General features: G+C 70.2%; 15 protein-coding genes. 6 read left to right on the forward strand and 9 right to left on the reverse strand.

The features are described from left to right. Nucleotides 1–157: 157 nt before the first annotated feature. The gene (locus ACODSY_RS18235) at nt 158–1,402 is read left to right on the forward strand and encodes an MFS transporter (RefSeq protein WP_488953260.1); all 1,245 of its coding nucleotides are present in this window, start codon (nt 158–160) and stop codon (nt 1,400–1,402) included. Here the strand turns inward: ACODSY_RS18235 and ACODSY_RS18240 are convergent. Both ACODSY_RS18240 and ettA read right to left on the reverse strand, forming a co-directional pair. Then, on the reverse strand, nt 1,399–2,820 hold the full coding sequence (locus ACODSY_RS18240; protein WP_488953262.1) for a calcium-binding protein: 1,422 nt from the start codon (nt 2,818–2,820) through the stop codon (nt 1,399–1,401). The two genes, ACODSY_RS18235 and ACODSY_RS18240, sit on opposite strands and share 4 nt — an antisense overlap. Before the next feature lie 210 nt (nt 2,821–3,030). Then, complete coding sequence (gene ettA, locus ACODSY_RS18245; protein ID WP_488953264.1) at nt 3,031–4,698, reverse strand: energy-dependent translational throttle protein EttA; 1,668 nt, start codon at nt 4,696–4,698, stop codon at nt 3,031–3,033. Between the two features lie 194 nt (nt 4,699–4,892). Between ettA and ACODSY_RS18250 the strand changes: the two genes are divergently transcribed. Then, nucleotides 4,893–6,881 carry a hybrid sensor histidine kinase/response regulator gene (locus tag ACODSY_RS18250; RefSeq protein WP_488953266.1) on the forward strand — a complete coding sequence of 663 codons (1,989 nt, stop codon included), beginning with the start codon at nt 4,893–4,895 and terminating at the stop codon, nt 6,879–6,881. A gap of 165 nt (nt 6,882–7,046) precedes the next feature. On the opposite strand, the gene ACODSY_RS18255 is transcribed toward ACODSY_RS18250, so the two are convergent. Then, nucleotides 7,047–7,376: a DUF8200 family protein gene (locus tag ACODSY_RS18255; RefSeq protein ID WP_488953268.1), complete on the reverse strand. Its 330-nt coding sequence runs from the start codon at nt 7,374–7,376 to the stop codon at nt 7,047–7,049. A 112-nt stretch (nt 7,377–7,488) separates the two neighbouring features. Between ACODSY_RS18255 and ACODSY_RS18260 the strand changes: the two genes are divergently transcribed. Both ACODSY_RS18260 and ACODSY_RS18265 read left to right on the forward strand, forming a co-directional pair. After that, entirely contained in the window at nt 7,489–8,082 is a 594-nt protein-coding gene (locus ACODSY_RS18260) for a TetR/AcrR family transcriptional regulator (protein ID WP_488953270.1), read from the forward strand. Nucleotides 8,083–8,174: 92 nt separating this feature from the next. Then, entirely contained in the window at nt 8,175–8,357 is a 183-nt protein-coding gene (locus ACODSY_RS18265) for a CsbD family protein (RefSeq protein WP_488953271.1), read from the forward strand. 56 nt (nt 8,358–8,413) lie between these two features. Here ACODSY_RS18265 and ACODSY_RS18270 read toward each other — a convergent pair whose 3' ends face one another. Further along, complete coding sequence (locus tag ACODSY_RS18270; protein ID WP_488953272.1) at nt 8,414–9,727, reverse strand: MFS transporter; 1,314 nt, start codon at nt 9,725–9,727, stop codon at nt 8,414–8,416. Between the two features lie 190 nt (nt 9,728–9,917). Between ACODSY_RS18270 and mepK the strand changes: the two genes are divergently transcribed. Beyond that, nucleotides 9,918–10,472 carry a peptidoglycan L,D-endopeptidase MepK gene (mepK, locus tag ACODSY_RS18275; protein ID WP_488953274.1) on the forward strand — a complete coding sequence of 185 codons (555 nt, stop codon included), beginning with the start codon at nt 9,918–9,920 and terminating at the stop codon, nt 10,470–10,472. A 142-nt stretch (nt 10,473–10,614) separates the two neighbouring features. Here the strand turns inward: mepK and ACODSY_RS18280 are convergent, their stop codons facing one another. From ACODSY_RS18280 to epmA, 5 genes are all read right to left on the reverse strand, one after another. After that, entirely contained in the window at nt 10,615–10,908 is a 294-nt protein-coding gene (locus ACODSY_RS18280; RefSeq protein WP_488953275.1) for a hypothetical protein, read from the reverse strand. Between the two features lie 7 nt (nt 10,909–10,915). Beyond that, nucleotides 10,916–12,442 carry a L,D-transpeptidase family protein gene (locus ACODSY_RS18285; RefSeq protein WP_488953277.1) on the reverse strand — a complete coding sequence of 509 codons (1,527 nt, stop codon included), beginning with the start codon at nt 12,440–12,442 and terminating at the stop codon, nt 10,916–10,918. 149 nt (nt 12,443–12,591) lie between these two features. Next, nucleotides 12,592–13,632 (reverse strand): lysine-2,3-aminomutase-like protein, encoded by a 1,041-nt coding sequence (locus ACODSY_RS18290; protein WP_488953278.1) that lies wholly within the window; start codon nt 13,630–13,632, stop codon nt 12,592–12,594. A gap of 35 nt (nt 13,633–13,667) precedes the next feature. After that, nucleotides 13,668–15,929, reverse strand: coding sequence for a CHASE domain-containing protein (locus ACODSY_RS18295; protein ID WP_488953280.1), 2,262 nt, complete (start codon nt 15,927–15,929; stop codon nt 13,668–13,670). Nucleotides 15,930–15,981: 52 nt separating this feature from the next. Then, the gene (gene epmA / locus ACODSY_RS18300; protein WP_488953281.1) at nt 15,982–16,995 is read right to left on the reverse strand and encodes an EF-P lysine aminoacylase EpmA; all 1,014 of its coding nucleotides are present in this window, start codon (nt 16,993–16,995) and stop codon (nt 15,982–15,984) included. Nucleotides 16,996–17,117: 122 nt separating this feature from the next. On the opposite strand from epmA, the gene efp reads away from it, so the two are divergent. Beyond that, on the forward strand, nt 17,118–17,684 hold the full coding sequence (gene efp / locus ACODSY_RS18305) for an elongation factor P (RefSeq protein ID WP_488953282.1): 567 nt from the start codon (nt 17,118–17,120) through the stop codon (nt 17,682–17,684). Nucleotides 17,685–17,807: the final 123 nt, after the last annotated feature.

Here is a 17,807-nt window from a genome sequence, read left to right on the forward strand (position 1 = left end):
CCCGCCGGGAATTCTCCAAAGCTTGACTTGGCGGCGGCCTTCCCCGAGGAAGGCGCCTCGGTGAGCCCGCGCGGCGGCCTCAAATCGGCTCACCCCAGTCCCCACGCCCCGCGTGGGCCTCCGGCCGCATGGCCGCCGCTTCCCACGGTTTCCTCCCATGTCCTCCGCAAGCGCGCTGTGGCGCGACCGCGACTTCGTCCGCCTCTGGCTCGCCCAGGGCGTCTCGGCCTTCGGCGCCCGCATCACCCGTGAGGGCCTGCCCATCGCCGCGGTCCTCAGCCTGGGCGCCTCGCCCGGACAGCTCGGCCTGCTGGCGGCCCTGTCGCATGGACCGGCCCTGCTGGTGGGCCTGGCCGCCGGCGGCTTTGTCGACCGCAACAGGCGGCGTGGGTTGATGATGACCGCCGACCTGGCCCGCGCCGCGGTCCTGGCCTCGATCCCGGTCGCCGCCCTCCTCCACCTGCTGACCCTGCCCCAGCTCTACGTGGCCGCCGCCCTGGTCGGCGCCGCCAGCGTCCTCTTCGAGATCGCCGACCACGCCTACCTCCCGAGCCTGGTGGCGCGTGAGGAGCTGACCCGCGCCAACGCCAGCCTGTCCGCCACCGAATCCGTCGCCGAGATCGGCGGGCCGGCGCTGGCGGGCGCCCTGTTCCAGGTGCTGGCCGCGCCGATCGCCATAGCGGCCAATGCGGCGACCTACCTGGTCTCGGCCGTCTTCCTCGCCGGCATCCGCCACGTCGAGCCCGAACCCCATCCGGAGCCCCCCGCCCATTGGACTGAGGACGTGCGCCTGGGCTTCCGCACGGCGCTCAGCCACCCGCTGGTGCGGCCGGTGTTCCTGAGCTCGTGGATGCAGGCGCTCGCCGGGGGCATGTTCGGCGCGCTCTACATCCTCTTCTGCGTGCGCGTGGTGGGCCTGACGCCGGGCCTGCTCGGCCTGACGATCGCGGCAGGGGGCGTCGGCGCCCTGGTCGGCGCCGTCGTGGCGGGCTGGCTCTCGCGGCGGCTGGGCGTCGGTCCCTCGTTTCTGGGCGCCCAGCTGCTCGTCGCCCTGGCGATCGCGATCATCCCGCTGTCGCCGTCGGACCCGGCGAAGGGAATGACGTTCCTCGTCGTGTCCCAGATCCTGGGCGACGCCTTCGGGGTGGCCACCCTGATCTTGGGGACCAGCCTGGTGCAGACGGTCACCGCCACCGCCGTCCTCGGCCGCGTCAACGCGACCTTGAAGGCCGTCAGCGGCGGGCTGGCCGTGCTGGGCGCGATCCTGGGCGGCCTGCTGGGCGAGGTCATTGGCGTCCGCGGCGCGATCTGGGTCGGCGTCGCCGGCCTGGCCCTCGCCCCCCTGTTCAGCCTCCCCGGCCCGCTCAAGCGCCTGCGCGAAATGCCCTCCGGCCCAGGCTAAGCCCCGAAGATCCAGCCGGCCGTCAGCGTGCTCATCTGGACGCCGACCAGGATCATCTGCCCCCCGCCGGTCATGCTGATGACCGTGTCGGCGCCCGACTGGGCGACCGTGTACTGCGTGCCTGGATCGAGCTGGACCCGATCCCCCTGAGCGAGGCTGAAGTCCAGCACCCGGTCGACGCCCGCGTCGCCGAAGGTGTGGAACAGGTCCGCGCCCAGCCCGCCGGTGACCGTGTCGTCGCCCTTGTCGCCCGAGACGTAGTCGTCCCCGGCGCCGCCGAAGATCACGTCGTTGTCCTGGCCGCCGCGCACGATGTCGTTCCCGTCGCCGCCCTCGCAGGTGTCGTTCCCGATGTTGCCGTAGACGAGGTCGCCGCCGGCGTCCCCGGACAGGCTGTCGTTGTCCTTGCCGCCCACCACCCAGTCGTCGCCCGCGCCGCCCGCTTCGGTGTCGGCGCCGGTATTGCCCTGGAAGTTGTCGAACCCGGCGCCGCCGCTCAGGGAGTCGGCGCCGTCTCCGCCCGCCACCATGCCCACAGCGGTCCCGCCGGCGCCCACATAGGTGTCGGCCCCGGCCCCCAGCGTGACTTCGCCCTCGATCCGGCCAATGTTCTCCAGCCGCGAGGCTCCGGCGCCGAGGTCGACCTTTCCGACCAGCACGCCGGTGTTGGCGTACAGATCGGGCGGATGCCCGGCGGGCGCGTCGTCGACCACGCGCAGGGCGTAGTCACCCTCGATCCGGCCGCCATTGCGGAAGCTGTTCGAGGCCGGCTGGCCCTGCGGCGCGGCCTGGATGCGCCAGAGCACCCCGTCCGAGCTGGCATCTCCGCCGCCGTCCCGCGCGATGATGATTCCGGTGTTGTTGAAGCCCACCGACTGCAGCGAGGTGATCGAAATCCCCACCGCCCCGGTCTTGCCGGTCGCGGTGATCGACCCCGTGTTGAGAAGCGTCCCGGCCGTCCCCAGCGACACGCCGAACGCGTTCGCCGCCGACGACGACGCTAGGATGGTTCCCGAATTGGTGAGCAGCCACGCGTCCTGCGCGCTGGCGGACACGCCTGTCACGCGCCCGACGGCGGACACGTCGATGACGCCACGGTTCTGCAGCTCCGGCGAGTCGGCGGCCAGAGCCTGGAACCCGACCGCGACGCCCGCCTCGCCGGCGAAGGTCGACACGACCTTGATCGTCCCCATCATGCCGACGGTCACCACCGCCTCGGGGCTGCCACTCAGTTCCTTGCCCAGGACGCCGATGGCTGCGCCAGCCACGTCGTAGGCGACCTCGACCGTCCCCTCGACCCGCAGGATGTCGCGCACCCCGCCGATGCCGGACTCCAGCACGATGCCGGTCTCATTGCGGAAGCTGAGCGCGGCGCCCTGGGCCACCACGAAATTGTCCGAGGTCGTCAACCTTGGCATGCCATCCCCCTCGCCCAGGCGAGGGGAGCTTGACTACAGCAGCCCGTCAAGCGCCGGCCGGCCCCGCCTCGGCCAGGCCCCGAACATCCGGCCGGCGGCGAGCGTGCTCATCTCGACGCTGACGAGGATCATCTCCCCACGGGCCACACGCATCGCTACGCCCCCACGCCAAGGTCGCGTGAGGGCCACGACCCGATCGGGCTTGGGGCTCTACCGCCCGAACTTCTGGAACTTGATCCGGTGGGGGATGAGGCTGTCGGCGCCCAGGCGGCGCTTCTTGTCCTCTTCATAGGCCTCGAAGTTGCCCTCGAACCATTCCACGTGGCTGTCGCCCTCGAAGGCCAGGATGTGGGTGGCCAGCCGGTCCAGGAACCAGCGGTCGTGGCTGATGACCACCGCGCAGCCGGCGAATTCCTCCAGCGCCTCCTCGAGGTTCTGCAGCGTCTCGATGTCCAGGTCGTTGGTCGGTTCGTCGAGCAGGATGACGTTGCCGCCTTCGGTGAGCGTCTTGGCCAGGTGGACGCGGTTGCGCTCGCCGCCCGACAGCTGGCCCACCTTCTTCTGCTGGTCGCCGCCGCGGAAGTTGAACGAGCCCACGTAGCTGCGGGTGTTGATCTCGCGCTTGCCCACGGCCAGCACGTCCAGTCCGCTGGAGATCTCCTGCCAGACGGTCTTGTTGGGATCCAGCGCGTCGCGGCTCTGGTCGACGTACGACAGCTTCACCGTCTCGCCGACGCGGAACGTACCCCCATCGGGCTGCTCCTGGCCGGTGATGATCTTGAACAGGGTGGACTTGCCGGCGCCGTTCGGGCCGATCACGCCGACGATGCCGTTCGGCGGCAGCTTGAAGGTCAGGTCGGTGAACAGCACCTTGTCGCCATAGGCCTTCGACAGGCCGTTGGCCTCCAGCACCACATTGCCCAGGCGCGGGCCGGGCGGGATCTGGATGACGGCGGTGGTCTGCGCCTGCCGCGCGTTCTCCTGCTCGCGCACCATGTCCTCGTAGCGGGCCAGGCGGGCCTTCGACTTGGCCTGGCGGGCCTTGGCGCCCGAACGCACCCACTCCAGTTCGCGGGTCATGGCGCGCTGGCGGGCTTCGGACTCGGACTGCTCCTGCACGATCCGCTTGGTCTTCTGCTCCAGCCAGCCGGAGTAGTTGCCCTCGTAGGGGATGCCCTTGCCGCGATCGAGCTCCAGGGTCCACTTGGTCACCTGGTCCAGGAAGTAGCGGTCGTGGGTGACCAGGATCACGCAGCCCGGGAAGGCTTCCAGGTGGTGCTGCAGCCAGGCCACGCTCTCGGCGTCGAGGTGGTTGGTCGGTTCGTCCAGCAGCAGCATGTCGGGCTTGCTGAGCAGCAGGCGCGCCAGCGCCACGCGGCGCTTCTCGCCGCCCGACAGCTTGTCCACCGGCCAGTCGTCGGGCGGGCAGCGCAGAGCGTCCATCGCCATGTCGATCTTGGAGTCGATGTCCCAGAGGTCGCCGGCGTCCAGCTTCTCCTGGAGGGCGGTCATCTCCTCCATCAGCTCGTCCGTGTACTCCTCGCCCAGCCTGGCCGCGATCTCGTTGTACTTGTCGAAGATCCGCTTCTCTTCGCACCAGGCGATGACGTTGGCGCGGACGTTCACCTGCTCGTCCAGCTGCGGCTCCTGCTCGAGGTAGCCCATCTTCACGCCGTCGGCGGCCTTGGCCTCGCCCGAGAATTCCTTGTCGATCCCGGCCATGATCTTCAGCAGGGTGGACTTACCCGAGCCGTTGACGCCCACCACGCCGATCTTGGCGTCGGAGTAGAACGACAGCCAGATGTTCTCGAACACCTTCTTGCCGCCGGGATAGGCCTTGGTCAGGCCCTGCATCTGGAAGATATATTGCTGCGCCATGGGGCGTCCGCGCTCGCTGGTTCGATGTGTCGGGAATTCGGGCGAGCAGATAGCGGTGGCGGCGGCCGGGCGCAACGGCCGACCGGACCGGAACCCGCGCTGTGGGCGTGCGTTAGGAGCCGATGGGGGACGGGGAACCTTGAGTGCGCGCCGATGATGATCATGAACCGCCGCATCGTCGGGCGGGCGGCGCGATGAACGATCGCGCCGAACCGGGTCCGCGCAAAGGTGAGGACGAGTTCCGCCTGCTGGTCGATAACATCGTAGACTACGGGATCTACATGCTGGACCCCAACGGCCTGGTGACCACCTGGAACCGCGGGGCCGAACGGATCGAACGCTATGCGGCTAACGAGGTGGTCGGCCGCCACTTCGCACTCTTCTACACCCCGGAGGACCGCCAGGCGGGCGGCCCGGCCAGGGCGTTGGAAACCGCGCTGCGCACCGGCCGGTTCGAAGCCGAGGGGTGGCGGGTCCGCAAAGGTGGCGACCGGTTCTGGGCCTCGGTCGTCATCGACCCGGTCCGCGACGACAATGGCAGCCTGATCGGCTTCGCCAAGGTCATCCGCGATATCACCGAGCGGCGGGCCGCACAGGACGCCCTCGCCCAGAGCGAGCGGCAGTTCCGCATGCTGGTGTCCGGCGTCGTCGACTACTCGATCTTCATGCTCGACCCCAACGGCATCATCAGCAACTGGAACGCCGGCGCCCAGCACATCAAGGGGTATGGGGCCGACGAGATCGTGGGCCAGCATTTCTCGCGGTTCTACACCGACGAGGACCGCGCCGCCGGTACGCCCCTGAGGGCGCTGAAGACCGCCACCGAACAGGGCCGCTATGAGGCGGAAGGCTGGCGTGTGCGCAAGGACGGCAGCCTGTTCTTTGCGTCGGTGATCATCGACGCGATCCGTGAAAGCGACGGGACGCTTCTCGGCTTCGCCAAGATCACCCGCGACATCACCGACAAGCGCCGCGCCCAGCTCGACCTGCAGCGGGCGCACGAGCAGTTGGCCCAGAGTCAGAAGCTGGAGGCCCTGGGCAAGCTGACCGGCGGGGTGGCGCACGACTTCAACAACCTCCTCATGGTCGTCAGCGGTCAGGCCCAGCTCCTTCGCCGCAAGGTGGGGGACGATCCCCGCGCGCTGCGGGCCCTCGACGCGATCGACGTCGCCGCGCGGCGGGGCGAGGATCTGACCCGCCACCTGCTGTCGTTCTCGCGCCGGCAACGGCTGACGCCGGCTCCGACCTCGCTCGCCGAGCGCAGCGTGAGCCTGGGCGAACTGCTCGCTGCGAGCCTCCCCGCGACGGTGCGGCTCGACATGGCCCTGTCGGAGGACCTCTGGCCTGTGGCGGTTGACGGTGGCGAGTTCGAGCTGGCGCTGCTGAACCTCGCGGTGAACGCGCGCGACGCCATGCCAAAGGGCGGCGAGCTATGCCTCCGCGGCGAGAACGTCACCCTGGACGGCTCAGGCCCAGGGCAACTGCGAGGCGATTTCGTCGCGTTGACGGTGTCCGACACCGGGACGGGGATCGCGCCCGATATCATACCGAAGATCTTCGACCCCTTCTTCACCACCAAGGACGTCGACAAAGGCACGGGGCTTGGCCTGTCGCAGGTTTTTGGCTTCGCCCAGCAGTCGGGCGGCTACGCCACGGTGGAGAGCGAGCTCGGCTCGGGGACACGCTTCACGCTCTACCTGCCTCGCACCGACAGGACGCCGCGCGCGGCGCAAGACGAGGGTCCGGTGCCTCTTGTCGGCAGCGCCCGGGTCCTCTTGGTGGAGGACAATCCCGAAGTCGCGGAAGTCGCCGCCCGCATGCTGGAAGAATTGGGCCACGAGGTTCGGGTCGTCGGCAACAGCGCTGCGGCCCTCACGGCGCTGCAAGGCAGCGAGCCGGTCGACGTCGTATTCAGCGATATCGTGATGGCGGGCGACCTCGACGGCCTCGACATGGCGCGGCGGGTCCGCGAGACCTTCCCCGACGTTCCGGTCGTGCTGGCCACGGGCTATAGCGAGGCCGCGGCCCGGATCGGCGACGAATTCCCCATCCTGCGCAAGCCCTACAAGCTCGCCGACCTGAACCGCGCCATCGCCAAGTCCCTGAGGCCCTCGTCCGCCGAGGATGACAAGCTGGTCGATCTCGAGGCGGCGCGCCGGGCGCGGGGCGCCAACGGCAAATAGGTCACGAGAAAGCCGCGGAAGGGGCGCCTGATCGTCCTCCGGCTGGGATAGCTCGACCCGAAGGCCGTGCGCCGGTCGATGAGCGGGCGTCCCCTCCCGCGAGTTGATCCCTTGGCGGGCCAGACGAACCGAAGCGGCCTGCCGAGGGGAGGAAAGAACCTGGATCTAGTTGCGCGCCGCCTGGAGCTGGATCGCCGCCTTGTTGCAGGCGCGGACCTGGCCGTCGGTCAGCTCGCGGCCGCCCGAGCGGTAGCTGGCGACGGGGCCCACCACGGCCACCACCTTCTTGCACTCGCGGACCAGCCCATCGAGGTTGGCCTTGCGGTCGGCCGAACCCAGGCACTGGTCGCCGTCGCATCGCCACGCCACGCCGGAAATCACCGCTTCGCGCGGCGCCGTGGCTCCGGCCTTGAGCCGCGCCTCGCCCTGGTAGCCCGCCGTCTGGGCAAAGGCCGAACCCGTCGCGAACACCGCCAGCGCGGCGATCGCGGTCACACACCTGAAGTTTTGCATTTTCGTGTTCCTGTGGGTAGAAAAGAGCACGACCGGTCGCTAAGCTCTAAAAAGAGCACGATCGGTCACTTTGTCAAGCAGGGAGGCTTGGCTTTTGCGCAAGGGTGAAGCCACGAGGGCGCGCATCCTCGAGGAAGCGACGCGACAGGCGGCTCTGCGCGGCCTGACCGGCGTGAGCCTGTCCGACGTGGCCGACGCGGTCGGCTTGTCGAAGAGCGGCCTCTTCAAACACTTCGAGTCCAAGGAAGACATGCACCTGGCGGTCGTGCAGATGGTCACGGACAAGTTCCGCGACATTGTCTGGACGCCGGCCGCCGAACTGCCGCGCGGCCGCCAGCGGCTGGAGAAGATCTTCGAGCTCTGGCTCCGGTGGTGCGAGGAGGACTGGCCCGAAAGCGGCTGCCCGCTTACCCAGCTCAGCGTCGAACTGGACGACCAGCCCGGCCCGCTGCAGGACCTGCTGCGCAAGCAGCTGCAAGCGTTCCGCAAGACGGTGACGCGCGAGTTCCTGTGGCTGCGCGACCCGCCGCTCAGCGAGGCCGAGGCCCACGCCGCCTACTTCCAGATGAAGAGCTTCATCCTGGGGCACTCCGACTCGCGCCGGATGATGGGTGACGCCGACGCGCGCCGCTCGGCCGCGGGCGCGTTCGAGGCCCTGCTGGACCGGACCTCGCGCGCCGCCGCCTGATCCGTCGGCCCGATCCCCCGGAACGATCCCCGAGCTGTCGCGTAGTCACTGCGATGGGTGGACCACACCAGTGACAGATGAGGATGACAGCCATGCACAAGGACGAAGCCAAGGGCGCCGCCAAGGACATCGCGGGCTCGATCAAGGAAGGCGTCGGCAAGGCCACGGGCGATGACCGTCTGGCCGCGGAGGGCGCCGGCGAGCGCGTGGAGGGCAAGGTCCAGAAGGGCGTCGGCGCCCTGAAGGACGCCGCCCGCGACGTTCTGAAGAACTAGGCCCAGGCCACGAGGATCGGAGGCCGCGCCGCGAGACCGGCGCGGCCTTCGTCTTGTCAGGCCTCCCGGTCGATCTCGGCGAAGGTCTTGCCCCGCGTCTCGCGGGCCGCGAGGGCCGCCACGCCGGTGACCAGCGCCGCGCCGGCCACATAGATCGCGATCGGCGTCCCCGAGCCATAGGCCGCCAACAGGGCCGCCGCGATCAGCGGGGCCAGCGAACCCGCGAAGATCGACGTCACCTGATAGGCCAGGGAGACGCCGGAATACCGGATCCGGGTTGGGAACATCTCGGCCAGGAAGGCCGCCTGCGGGCCGTACATCGCGCCATGGCAGACCAGGGCCCCGACGCAGGCCAGCACGATCATCACCGGCTCCGCGCTGTCGAGCAGGCGGAAGAACACGAAGGCCCAGACGACCATGCCGAACGCACCCGCCGCATAGACCGGCCGCCGGCCGATCCGGTCCGACAAGAGCCCGAACAGAGGGATCAAGAAGACGTGACAGGCCGAGGCGATCAGGATCGCCTCCAGCGCCACCTGCCGGGACAGCCCGACCTTCTGGGTGACATAGGTGATCGAGAAGACGGTGATCACGTAGTAGCTGATGTTCTCGGCGAACTTCAGTCCGGCCCCCACGATCAGCTCCCGCGGCCGCCGCCGGATCGCCTCCAGCGTCGGCGCCTTCTCGATGGCCGCGGCTTCCCGGGCCACCTCCCGGAAGGTCGGGCTCTCCTCCACCGTCGTGCGGATCCACCAGCCGACGCCGATCAGGACCGCCGAGAGCAGGAACGGCACGCGCCAGCCCCAGGCCAGGAACTCGGCGTCGCTCTGGATCGTGGCCATCAGCGCCAGCATCCCCGAAGCCAGGAGACTGCCGGCCGCCACCCCCGCCTGCGGGAAACTGGCCCAGAGGCCGCGGCGGGCCGCGTCGCCGTGCTCGGCCACGATCAGCACCGCCCCGCCCCACTCCCCGCCCACGGCGAAGCCCTGCACCAGCCGGAGCGCGATCAGCAGGGCGGGCGCCCACAGGCCCACCTGGTCGTGCGTCGGCAGGCAGCCGATCAGCACGGTGGCCGCGCCCATCATCACCAGGCTCAGCATCAGCAGGCGCTTGCGCCCGATCCGGTCGCCGAAGTGGCCGAACACGATCCCGCCGAGCGGCCGCGCCACGAACCCCAGCGCATAGGTGGCGAAGGCCAACATGGTGCCGACCAGCGGCTCTGACGCCGGGAAGAACAGCTTGTTGAACACCAGCGCCGCGGCGGTGCCGTAGAGGAAGAAGTCGTACCACTCGATGGTGGTGCCGATCATGCTGGCCGCCACCACCTTGCGCAGCGTGGCCGCCGGCGACGCGCTCGCGTCCGAACTCATGCACATTCCCCCCGCGGCGGCTCTTGCGGCGCCGGTCCGGCGCGGACTGTCCGGGCCAATCGCCTTGCGTGCAAGGGGTTGCTCATCCTGTGGGCGGATCGCGGCCGCTGGCCGCACCGGGCCCAGGTAGTCTTGACGTTAACCCCTGACCCGCCATCTTGCGCGCTTTCCACGACGGCCCGGAGGCTAGATGCCCAACCTCGTCCGCCGCAGAGAGCTGCTTACGCTTGGGGCCGCTGCCGGCCTCGCCCTGATCGCCGCCCCCGCCTGGGCGCGGAACTTCGATGTCTGGGAGCCGCGCCGCGCGGTCCTCGACAACCTCCACACCGGCGAGAAGTTCAACGAGGTCTATTACGCCAACGGCAGCTACCTGCCCGACGCCCTGGCCGAAGCCACCCGCGTGATGCGCGACTGGCGCACCGGCGACGAGCACTTCATCGATCCGGGCCTGTTCGACGTCCTGCACGCCATCGGCGGCAAGCTCGAGACGAACGCGCCGTTCCAGATCATCTCCGGCTACCGCTCGCCCCGCACCAACGCGATGCTGCATTCGCGTTCCAAGGGCGTCGCCGAGAACAGCCAGCACACCGTAGGCAAGGCCATCGACGTGCGCGTCCCCGGCGTGGACCTGCGCAACCTGCGCGGGGCGGCCCTTTCCCTGGGCGCCGGCGGCGTGGGCTTCTACCCCGTCTCCAACTTCGTCCACGTCGACACCGGCCGCGTCCGCCAATGGCAGGGCGCCTAGCCCTCTATCTGCCGCCGCAGGCGCCGTCTTCCAAACCACGAAAAACACGAAAGTCACGAAAGCTCAGCAGGCACGGCCTTTTCGTGCCTTTCGTGTTTTTCGTGGTTCCAATCCTGCGGCGCTGATGCGCTCGCGGATTTCTCTAGTTCTTCGGCGCCTCGGTCGGCGGGTCGGGCTCGACGGTCGTCATGCCGGTCGCCGCCGCGTCGTCGTCGATCTGCTGCTGCTCGGGAGTCCTCTCGACCGGGGGCGGCGGGGGCGGCGCGACCTCGGCGGCCTTGGGCGCCTCGACGGGCGGCGGCGGCGGGGCCGCGGCCGCCGGCGCGGGCTCGGCCGCCTTTTCCACCGGCTTGTCGAAGTTCAGCGTCCGGCTTACCGCCAGCGCCACCAGCACCGCCGCGCAGGCGGCCGCGATCCACAGAACCGTCTTGAACATCGCCCCCTCAGACCTTCGTACCCGACGCCAGCACGCCCACGCGCTGCAGCAGCTCCCGGTCCCAGTTATAGGGGTCCGAGCGGAAGTGCATCTGACCGTCCGAACTCGCGAACGCCGTCCAATAGAGGATGAACACCGGCGTCGGCTCGGGCAGCTTGGCGCGCACGGTCTTATCGCCCTCGAGTTGCTTGTCGATGGCCTCGGAGGTCCAGGTGGCGTCGCCGTTCAGCAGAGCCTCGGCCAGCGCCCGGGGCTTCTCCAGGCGCACGCAGCCGTGGCTGGCGTTGCGGGCGAAGCGGTCGAAGCCGCCCTTCGAGGGCGTGTCGTGCAGGTAGACGGCGAACGGGTTGTCGAAATCGAACTTGAACCGGCCCAGCGCGCTCTGGTCGCCTGACGCCTGCTGCAGCCGCGGCTGGCCGCCCTGCACCGGGATCACCCGATAGCCGTTGCGGGCGAAATAGCCGGGGTTGGCCTTCTCCTTCGGCCACAGCTCGCGCTGCGCGATGCCGGCCGGCACGTTCCACGGCGGATTGATCACCACCGAATGGATGTTCGAGATCAGCATCGGCGTCTCATCGCCCGGCTTACCCGATACCGCCTTCATCGACATCACCGGCTTGTCGTCCCGGAACAGGGTGACGATGGCCGCCCCGGTGTTCACCTGCACCCGCGTCGCCGGCATGGTGGCCGGCATCCAGCGCCAGCGCTCCATGTTGGCGATGATCTGCAGCACGCGCTGGCCCACCGGCTGGTTCAGATAGGCCAGGGTGCCGTCGCCCACCACGCCGTCGGGCTTCAGGCCGTAGCGCCTCTGGGCGCGCACCACCGCCTCCTGCAGCGGCTGGTCGAAGGTCGCCGAGCCGTTGGCGGCGACCAGCGGGTCCTCGACCGCCAGGCGGGCGCGAAGCGCGGCCACGCGCGGGTCGTGGGAGCCCAGCTCCATCTTCGGCCCCTCGGCGATGGGCTTCCAGCCGCCCTTGGCCGCGATCTCGCGGTAGCGGACCAGGCCGCGCTTCAGGGCGACATAACCGGAATAGCGGGGCGGCAGGCTGTCGAGCCACGCCTGCAACCGCCCCTCGGCCAGCGCCTTCGCCAGTTCGGGGGACGGGTCGTAGGCGGCCGGGCGCACCTGCCACAGCTCGGGGAACTTGTCGGGGTCCATGCGCCCGATGCGGACGTCGTGGGCGTACTGGAGCAGGCCGTCGGCCAGGGTGGCCTGTTGCGCGGCCGAGAGCTGGCCGTCGTCGGGGAACCCATCCGGCAGGTAGGCCTTGGGCTGCAGGCCATGCAGGTCGGCCGCGCGCAGCGCCTTCACGGCGACCTGCGCCTGGGCCGGCGTCAGGGCGGGAATCGCGACCGGCGGCGCCGGCGGCGGCGGAACCGGAGCCGCGGCGGCGGCGGGGGGCAGCGCCAGAACCGGCGGAGCGGCCGACTGCGGCTGCGCCCGGGCGATCTCGCCGACGGCCAGCGGCGCCAGAGCGGCCAAGGCCAGGCAGCGCCCGATGCGTCCGCCCCGCAACCCATGCCCGCTCATGATCGTACCCGTTCCTTCTGTGTTGCCCCGGTATCTACGCACCGGGATGATCGCTGGATGAACGCATATCTGGCCCTGCCCGCCTCATGTGTCGACCGGGCGCCATGCGGCGACAGTCGGACTGTCACCACGATGCAACATATAACGCGTTACGCCGGATAGCGATGGACGACGCCCTGCGGGTCGGTGACCTCGCCGTCGCCGGCGTAGCAGGGGCCCACGGGCGCCTTGCCGTGGCCGCCCGGGATATCGAGCACATAGGTCGGCTGGCAAAGGCCCGAGACGGCGCCGCGAAGGTCCCGCATCAGCGCCTGGCCCTCGGCGATCGAGGTGCGGAAATGCCCGGTGCCGGGCGCCAGGTCGGCGTGGTGCAGGTAGTAGGGCTTGATCCGCAGCTCCACGAACCGCCGCATCAAGGCCTCCATCACCGCCGGATCGTCGTTCACGCCCTTAAGCAGCACGGTCTGGCTGACCATCGGGATGCCCGCGTCGAGGATGCGGGCGCACGCCGCCTCGGCCGCCGGCGTCAGCTCGCTGGCGTGGTTGGCGTGCAGCGCCACCCAGGTCGTCTTGCCCGGCGCGCGCAGGGCGGCGACCAGGCCCGGCGTGATCCGCTCGGGATCGACCGTCGGCACGCGGGTATGGAAGCGCACCACCTTCACATGCGGGATCTTCGCCAGCCGCGCCATCAGCTCGCGCAGCCGCCGCACCGACAGGATCAGCGGATCGCCGCCGGTGATGATCACCTCCCAGATCGCCGGGTCGGCGGCGATGTAGGCCATGGCGGCGTCCAGCTGGTCGGGCGACAGCGGCCGCACCCCGTCCGGCCCCACCATCTCGCGGCGGAAGCAGAACCGGCAGTAGACGGCGCAGGCGTGGTTGGCCTTCAACAGCACCCGGTCCCGGTATCGATGCACGACGCCGAAGACCGGGCTGTGGGCGTCGTCGCCAATGGGGTCGGCCCGCTCGTCGGGCGTCTGCTCCAGCTCGGCGCTGTCGGGCACGAACTGGCGGGCCACCGCGTCGTTGTCGGGGATCAGCTCGGCCATCGCCGGCGTGATCGCCACGGCGTAGCGGGCCGCGACGCCTTCCAGCTCGGCCAGCCGCCCAGGCGCGACCAGGCCGGCGTCGGCGAGGTCCTTCGGCGTTCGGAGCGTGCGGGCGGTCATGGCGCGGCGCATATGGCCCATGCCGGCCGCCGCCGCAAACGCCGCGAGGTCGCGGATCAGGCCGCCCGGCCCTCGTCCAGCGCCTGGCGCACCCGGCGGGCGAGCTGCGCAACGGTGAAGGGCTTGGGCAGCAGCGCCGACTGCACCGCCTCCGCTCCGCTGGCGTCGCGGGCATAGCCGGTGGTGTACAGCACCCTCAATTCGGGCTTCGCGGCTCTCGCCTGCTCGGCGAGCTGCAGCCCGTTCATCCCCGGCATCACGATGTCGGTGAACAGCAGGTCGGCCGCTGGCTGCTCGGCCAGCCGGGCCAGCGCCTGGGCGCCGTCCGCGGCCTCGGCGACGGCATAGCCCAGGTCGCGAAGGGTCTCGACCGACAGCCGGCGCACGTCCGCCTCGTCCTCGACCACCAGCACCGCCTCGCCATCGCGGGCGCGCGGCAGCGGGGCGTCGTCAGCGTCCAGCAACGCCGCCGCCGGCAGCTCGCCGACCCAGCGCGGCAGGTAGATGGTCACCGTCGTTCCCCGGTCGACCTCCGAGCGCAGGGTCACGCACCCGCCGGACTGCCTCACGAAGCCGTACACCTGGCTCAGGCCCAGACCCGTGCCCTTGCCCACTTCCTTGGTGGTGAAGAACGGCTCGAAGGCGCGCTCCATCACCGCGCGAGGCATCCCTGCCCCTGTGTCGGCGATGCGGACGACCACGAAATCTCCCGCGGCGGGACCCGCCGGGTCGTCCGCCACCGGCGCCGTCACATTCTGGGTCTCCAGGACCAGGCGTCCGCCGTCGGGCATGGCGTCGCGCGCATTGACCGCCAGGTTCAAGAGGGCGTGCTCCAGCTCGGCGGTATCGGCGTGCACGGGCCACAGGTCCTCGGCCAGGGCGGTGGAGATCTCGACCCGCTCCCCCAGCGAACGGCCCAGGAGCTCGGTCATGCCGCCGACCAGTGCGTTCACGTCCAGCGGTTCGGGATTGAGCTTCTGCCGCCGCGCGAAGGCGAGCAGCCGGCCGGTGAGCGCCGCGGCCCGGTTCGCCCCCTCCGCGGCGTTGTCGATATAGCGGGCGACGCGCGGATCTTCCGTCCCGGTCAGCCGCCGCCGCGCCATGTCCAGGCTGCCGACGACGATCGCCAGCATGTTGTTGAAGTCGTGGGCGATCCCGCCGGTGAGCTGGCCGATCGCCTCCATCTTCTGCATCTGCCGCATCTGGCCTTCGGCGGCCTCCAGCTTCTCCATCTGGTCGCGAAGCTCGCCTGTGCGCTGCGCGACACGGTCCTCCAGGGTGGCGTTGACCGTGCGCAGCTCGGCGCGCGCCTCGGCGGCCAGCAGGCCGGCCCGCGCCTGGGCGAGCACGGCGAAGGTCAAGGCGAGGGTCATGGCCGCGCCGAGGGCGAGGCTCCAGTAGACCAGCGCATGGTTGCTGCCGGCGTCGAACGCCGGACGGGTCCGGACCAGCAGGGTCCATGGCCGGCCGGCCACCTGCAGCGTCCGGGAGGTCTCCAGCGCGCCGCGCCCCACGGCGGGCGGGGCGGTCTCGAACAAGAGGTTTGTCGCCTCGGGTGCGCCGTCGTAGACCGCCACGTCGACCAGCCGGTCCACATTGGCCGGGAAGACGGTCTGCAGCAGGTCCACCGTGCGGAGCGGGCTATAGATGAAGCCGTCGAGCCGCGCGCCGCCGCGGCGGTCCGGCGTCGTGACAGGCAGGAACATCAGCACGCCCGGCTGTTGGGCTGCGTCGGTCTCCTGGACCAGGGTCACCCGGCCCGACATGGACAGGTCGCCGGTGGCGGCGGCCCGGCTCATCGCCTCGCGGCGCACCGGTTCGCTGAACATGTCGTAGCCGATGGCCGCCGTGTTGCGGGCGTCCATGGGGCGCAGGTAGAGGATACTCGTGTGGGCGCGCCTGGGGCCCAGCGGCCAGACGTGGAAGTCGGCCTCGCCCTCGTTGCGGATCCGGGCCTCCAGCGCCCTGCGCGCGGCATCGTCCTCGAAGCGCGCGGCGTAACCGATCCCCAACACGCCCGGATAGCGGCTCCCCAGCCCCAGCCGGTCGACATAGGCGGCGAACTCCGCGCCCGTGACGTTGGTGCTGCCCGCGAACAGGCCGGCGGCGCCACGCAGCAATGCGCTGTGGCCTTCGATCCGTTGCTGCAGGGCGCTCACCGCCTGGTTGGCCTCGACCCGCAGGCGGGTCGCATCGCGCGCTGCGTTGGCGTTCAGCAGCTGGAAGGCGGTGAGCATAGTGGCGGCGATCCCCACCACCAGGACCAGCGTGGGGACGACCAGGTGGGGTAACCAGCGAGAAAGGCTTAGCTTTGCCACGGCGGCAGGGCAGCGTGAGCCCGGGCCGGGTGTCAAGTTCAAAGCCGACAGCTCAGGCCACGGGCGTCCAGAGCACCTGCTCAATTCGGGTGGCGCCGGTCGCCAGCATCACCAGCCGGTCGAACCCCAGCGCCCCCCCGCTGGCGGGCGGCATGCAGGCCAGCGCCGAGAGGAAGTCCTCGTCTATGGGGTAGGTCTCGCCATAGAGCCGCTGCTTCTCGGCCATCTCGCCCTCGAAGCGGCGACGCTGCTCTTCGGCGTCGGTCAGTTCGCCGAAGCAGTTGGCCAGCTCCACGCCACACGCATAGAGCTCGAAGCGTTCGGCCACGCGCGGGTCGCCGGGCTTCGGTCGCGCCAGGGCCGCTTCCGACACCGGGTATTCGCAGAGAACCGTCGGCCGTCCGTGGCCCAGGTTCGGCTCCACCTTCTCGACGATGATCCGGCTGAACACGTCGGCCCAGGTGTCGTCGTCGGCCAGCCGCACGCCCGCGGCCCGCGCCTGGCCGTGAAGGTCGCCGAACAGGTCGACGTCCGCATACCGCCGGAACGCCTCGGCCACCGTCAGCCGCTCGGGCTCGGCGAACGGATCGGCCGTCGCGCCACGCCAGGTCAGCGCACTAGCGCCCGCAGCCTCGGCCGCCACGCGCATCAGCCCCGCGCAGTCGTCCATCAGGACCTCGTACGGCGCCCCGGTCCGATACCACTCCAGCATCGTGAACTCGGGGTGGTGCAACGGCCCCCGCTCGCGGTTCCGCCACACCTTTCCCAGCGTGAAGATCGCCGGCTCCCCCGACGCCAGCAGCTTCTTGCAGGCGAACTCGGGCGAGGTATGCAGGTACATCGGCCGCGCCTGGCCGTCCGTCGTCAGGGCCTGGGTCGCGAAGGCGTGCAGATGAGCTTCGTTGCCGGGCGAAACCTGCAGTCCCGCCGTCTCAACCTCGACCAGCCCCTCGTCCTCCAGCCAGCCGCGGGCGGCGCGCGTGATCCGTCCCCTCGCCTCGAGGAACGGTCGGCGGTCGGCGCGCCGCGACGGGCTCCACCAGGGGGTTTCGTTCGGATCTGCCAAGGTTGCGGCTAAGTGGGGGGCTGGAGATTTCGGCGCACATCGCTATAGGGGCGCCACGAGAATTTCATCAGCGGAATCGCGCGGGCTCGCCCGCGAAGGTCCGCCGCATCCCGAGGACCTACGTGAAAGTCATCGCCAGCTCGCTCCGGAAGGGCGCCGTCGTCGACATGGACGGCAAGCTCTACGTCGTCCTGACCGCCGAGAACATCCACCCCGGCAAGGGCACGCCCGTCACCCAGCTCAACATGCGCCGCATCTCCGACGGCGTGAAGGTTTCCGAGCGCTGGCGCACGACCGAGACCGTGGAGCGCGCCATCGTCGACGACCGCCCGCACACCTTCCTCTACCAGGACGGCGAGGGCTTCCACTTCATGAACCCCGAGACCTACGACCAGGTGGTGGCCTCGGAAGACATCGTCGGCGACGCGGCCCCCTACCTGACAGACGGCTGCACCGTGACCCTGTCCACCCACGAGGGCGTGCCGATCGCCATCGAGCTGCCGCGCCTGGCCACCTTCGAGGTCGTTGAGACCGAGCCGTCGGTGAAGGGACAGACCGCCTCCTCCTCTTACAAGCCGGCGATCCTGTCGAACGGCCTGCGCACCATGATCCCGCCGTACATCGGCGTGGGCACCAAGATCGTCGTGCTGACGGAAGACGGCTCGTACCAGGAACGCGCCAAGGACTGAGGTCCCGCTCCGATGCTGGGAGAAGGACCGGGCGGCTGACACGGAGGCCGCCCGGCCCCTCCCCTTTGAGCGCGCCGCCGAACGAGGCGGCGACACACCCAAAGCCGGGGGTTCGGACGGATA

Source organism: Phenylobacterium sp. FG114 (genome assembly GCF_057809855.1).